Source organism: Candidatus Planktophila sp. (assembly GCF_046070465.1).
In the GTDB taxonomy this organism is placed as follows: Bacteria; Actinomycetota; Actinomycetes; order Nanopelagicales; family Nanopelagicaceae; genus Planktophila.
Genome location: NZ_JBJTMK010000046.1, coordinates 1 through 3,337, shown reverse-complemented (window position 1 = coordinate 3,337; position 3,337 = coordinate 1). Strand labels below are relative to the sequence as shown.

General features: G+C 49.6%; 5 protein-coding genes. All 5 read left to right on the top strand.

The genetic code is table 11. The features are described from left to right. Nucleotides 1-25: 25 nt before the first annotated feature. Nucleotides 26-661: a 30S ribosomal protein S2 gene (gene rpsB, locus ACKOVI_RS02255; RefSeq protein WP_509602391.1), complete on the top strand. Its 636-nt coding sequence runs from the start codon at nucleotides 26-28 to the stop codon at nucleotides 659-661. Between the two features lie 5 nt (nucleotides 662-666). Continuing rightward, complete coding sequence (gene tsf / locus ACKOVI_RS02250; RefSeq protein WP_509602390.1) at nucleotides 667-1,494, top strand: translation elongation factor Ts; 828 nt, start codon at nucleotides 667-669, stop codon at nucleotides 1,492-1,494. Between the two features lie 37 nt (nucleotides 1,495-1,531). After that, nucleotides 1,532-2,254 (top strand): UMP kinase, encoded by a 723-nt coding sequence (pyrH, locus tag ACKOVI_RS02245; protein ID WP_509602389.1) that lies wholly within the window; start codon nucleotides 1,532-1,534, stop codon nucleotides 2,252-2,254. Between the two features lie 47 nt (nucleotides 2,255-2,301). After that, entirely contained in the window at nucleotides 2,302-2,865 is a 564-nt protein-coding gene (gene frr, locus ACKOVI_RS02240; protein WP_509602388.1) for a ribosome recycling factor, read from the top strand. Nucleotides 2,866-2,880: 15 nt separating this feature from the next. Then, a partial coding sequence (locus tag ACKOVI_RS02235; RefSeq protein WP_509602387.1) for a phosphatidate cytidylyltransferase occupies nucleotides 2,881-3,337 on the top strand: 457 nt, incomplete at its 3' end.

Below are 3,337 nucleotides of genomic sequence, written 5' to 3'. Positions count from 1 at the left end.
GCAACGATGTCCTTTGTGAAGGCATATGCCTGATCGATCAAAGGAAGTGATTGCTAAGGGCGGACACATCTTGTTCGTCGGAACAAAGAAGCAAGCACATGCACCAATCATCAACCAAGCAGCTCGCGTTGGCATGCCAACAGTCACAGAGCGCTGGTTGGGTGGAATGCTTACAAACTTCCCAACAGTTGTGAAGCGTATTGCACGCCTTAAGGAGCTCGAAGCTCTCGAAGAGAAGAACGATCTTCTTCTCACAAAGAAAGAGCTCTTGATGCTCCGCCGTGAGCGCGAGAAGCTCTTCAAGAACCTCGACGGTATCCGTAACATGACAAAGCTTCCGTCAGCTATCTGGGTTGTAGATACAAAGAAGGAGCACCTCGCAATTCAGGAAGCGAAGAAGCTTGGTATTCCAGTTATCGCAATTCTCGATACAAACTGTGATCCAGACGAAGTTGATTACAAGATTCCTGGTAATGACGATGCGATTCGTTCAATCGAACTTCTCACACGCGTTATCACTGATGCAATTGCAGATGGCCTCAAGGCGCGCTCTGCAGCGCTAGCTCCAGCAGCTGCTGAGAAGGCAACAACCGAACTTGAAAATGAAATCCTTGCGTCAGCGGCTCCAGAAGCTGCTGCTGCAGTAACACCGGAGGCATAATTTAAATGGCTAACTACACAGCAGATGATGTAAAGCGTCTTCGCGAAGCAACTGCAGCAGGAATGCTCGATTGCAAGAAGGCACTTGATGAGGCAGATGGTGATTACGACAAGGCTGTTGAAATCATTCGCGTTAAGGGCCTTAAAGGCGTTACAAAGCGCGAAGGTCGTTTGACTTCAAATGGTCTGGTTGTTGCAAAGGTTTCCGGCGACACAGGCGTAATGCTTGAGCTCAATTGTGAGACAGACTTCGTCGCAAAGGGCGAGCGTTTTATCGCACTTGGCGATGATCTCGTTGCAACACTTCTCGAGGTTAAGACTCCAGACGTTGCTTCATTCCTCGCAGCAAAGACTTCAACAGGTAAGACTGTTCAGGAAGTTATCGACGAAGGAAATGCAACTCTTGGCGAGAAGATTGAGATCCGCAACGTGGCTGTTATTAACGGTCCAGTTGGTCTCTACCTTCACAAGACTTCACCAGACCTTCCACCACAGGTAGGCGTACTCGTCTCACTTGCCAAGGAAGCAGCTGAGGTCGGTCGCGATGTTGCACAGCACATCGCAGCCTTTGCACCAAAGTTCGTTAACCGCGATGAGGTCCCAGCAGACCTTATTGAGAACGAGCGCCGCGTTGCGGAAGAGACAGCAAAGGCAGAAGGCAAGCCAGAGGCAGCTCTTTCAAAGATCGTTGAAGGTCGCATCACTGGCTTTGTGAAGGAAGTATCACTTCTCGAGCAGGCTTTTGCTAAGGATGCCAAGAAGACTGTTCAGCAGATTCTTGATGAAGCAGGAACAGCCGTGAAGGCGTTCCACCGCTTCCGCGTCGGCCAGTAATACACTTTACAAACCGTTGAGCTAAAGGAGCACTCTCATGACATCGAACCGTGGTTCATATCAGAGGGTGCTCCTTAAGCTTTCCGGTGAAGTATTTGGTGGAGGCAAGGGAGTCGGTCTCGATCCCGATGTACTTGCAGATGTTGCAAAGCAGATCGCAGAAGTTGTTCGCGGGGGAGTCCAGGTAGCTATCGTTGTCGGTGGCGGTAACTTCTTCCGTGGTGCAGAACTTTCAGAGCGCGGAATGGAACGCTCACGCGCAGACTACATGGGAATGCTCGGAACAGTCATGAACTGTCTAGCGCTCCAAGATTTTCTCGAGCGCGAAGGCGTTGATACTCGCGTTCAGACAGCAATCACCATGGGACAGGTTGCAGAGCCATATGTTCCACGTCGTGCAATCCGCCACCTTGAAAAGGGTCGCGTAGTGATTTTCGGCGCAGGAGCAGGAATGCCATTCTTTACAACAGATACTGTTGCAGCACAGCGCGCCCTCGAAATCAGTGCGAACGCTCTCTTGCTAGCAAAGTCAGGTGTCGATGGCGTTTACAACGCAGATCCTCGCAAGGATGCTAACGCCGTTAAGTTTGATGAAATTTCTTACGATGAAGTTCTCCAGAAGTCACTTGCGGTTGCAGATGCAGCAGCTTTCAGCCTCTGCCGTGAGAACAAGTTGCCGATCGTCGTCTTCGACTTGATGACTAATGGCAATATCGGTCGCGCAGTTCGCGGCGAGAAGATTGGAACTCTCGTTAACTAACGAGGGCCCACTAGATATATTTATTAATAGGAAAAAGAGAGAAGACCATGGCAGATGTAGCAGGCTCACTAGCCGAAGCAACCGAGAAGATGAACAAGGCTGTTGAAGTCGCGAAGGATGACTTTGGCGCAATCCGCACAGGTCGTGCACACCCAGCAATGTTCAACAAGATCATGGTTGATTACTACGGCACGTGGACATCACTCTCACAGCTAGCATCGATTCAGATTCCTGAGAACCGTCTTGCAATCGTTTCTCCTTTCGATAAGGGTGCGATGGCTTCTATCGAAAAGGCGATCCGCGATTCAGATCTTGGTGTGAATCCAGCATCTGATGGCTCGGTTATACGAGTTGCCCTCCCGCAGCTCACAGAAGAGCGCCGCAAGGATTACATCAAGGTTGCAAAGACTAAGGCTGAAGATTCAAAGGTTTCAATCCGCAATATTCGTCGCGCTGCAAAAGAGGCGATGGAAAAAGCCGAGAAGGATGGCGAAATTTCTAAGGATGATCTCTCACGTGGTGAAAAGGAGCTCGAAAAAATCACTGCTGATCACGTTGCAAAGATCGATGAGCTCTTAAAGCATAAAGAAGCAGAGCTCCTCGAGGTCTAATCCTCGTACCTGCATATGTCTGACTTACACGCCATCAATGACGCTATTAATAAGCGCGCAGGAAGAAAACTTCTTCCATCAATTGGCGTATCTGTAGCTCTATTCGTAATTGTGTGGTTCTCACTCCGTTACGAGCGTGCAATTTTCGCTGCAATCGTGGCACTTGCCATGGTTCTTGGTGTGCGCGAGATGGTCGGCGCACTCAAGAAGGCAGATATCAATCTCTCTTTCCCGGCACTTTCACTTGCATCAGTAGGCATGGCATTTGCTGCATGGTTTGGTGGGGTCAACGGTCTTGCTGTTGCGACCGCAATTGCACTTCCGTGGTTACTTGCACTTTTACTTCCCAAAGGCCCAGAGCACTTCATCCGTAACGCTTCTGCATATGCATTAACTCTTATTTATATCCCTTTCCTCGCTGGATTTTTGATTCTCCTTGCCCGTCCACACAATGGTTTCCAGCGCATGATGA

What these genes read in the sequence shown, in the direction of transcription:
- rpsB (WP_509602391.1), top strand. Translation starts at nt 26, where the DNA reads ATGCCTGATCGATCAAAGGAAGTGATTGCTAAGGGCGGACACATCTTG.
- tsf (WP_509602390.1), top strand. Translation starts at nt 667, where the DNA reads ATGGCTAACTACACAGCAGATGATGTAAAGCGTCTTCGCGAAGCAACT.
- pyrH (WP_509602389.1), top strand. Translation starts at nt 1,532, where the DNA reads ATGACATCGAACCGTGGTTCATATCAGAGGGTGCTCCTTAAGCTTTCC.
- frr (WP_509602388.1), top strand. Translation starts at nt 2,302, where the DNA reads ATGGCAGATGTAGCAGGCTCACTAGCCGAAGCAACCGAGAAGATGAAC.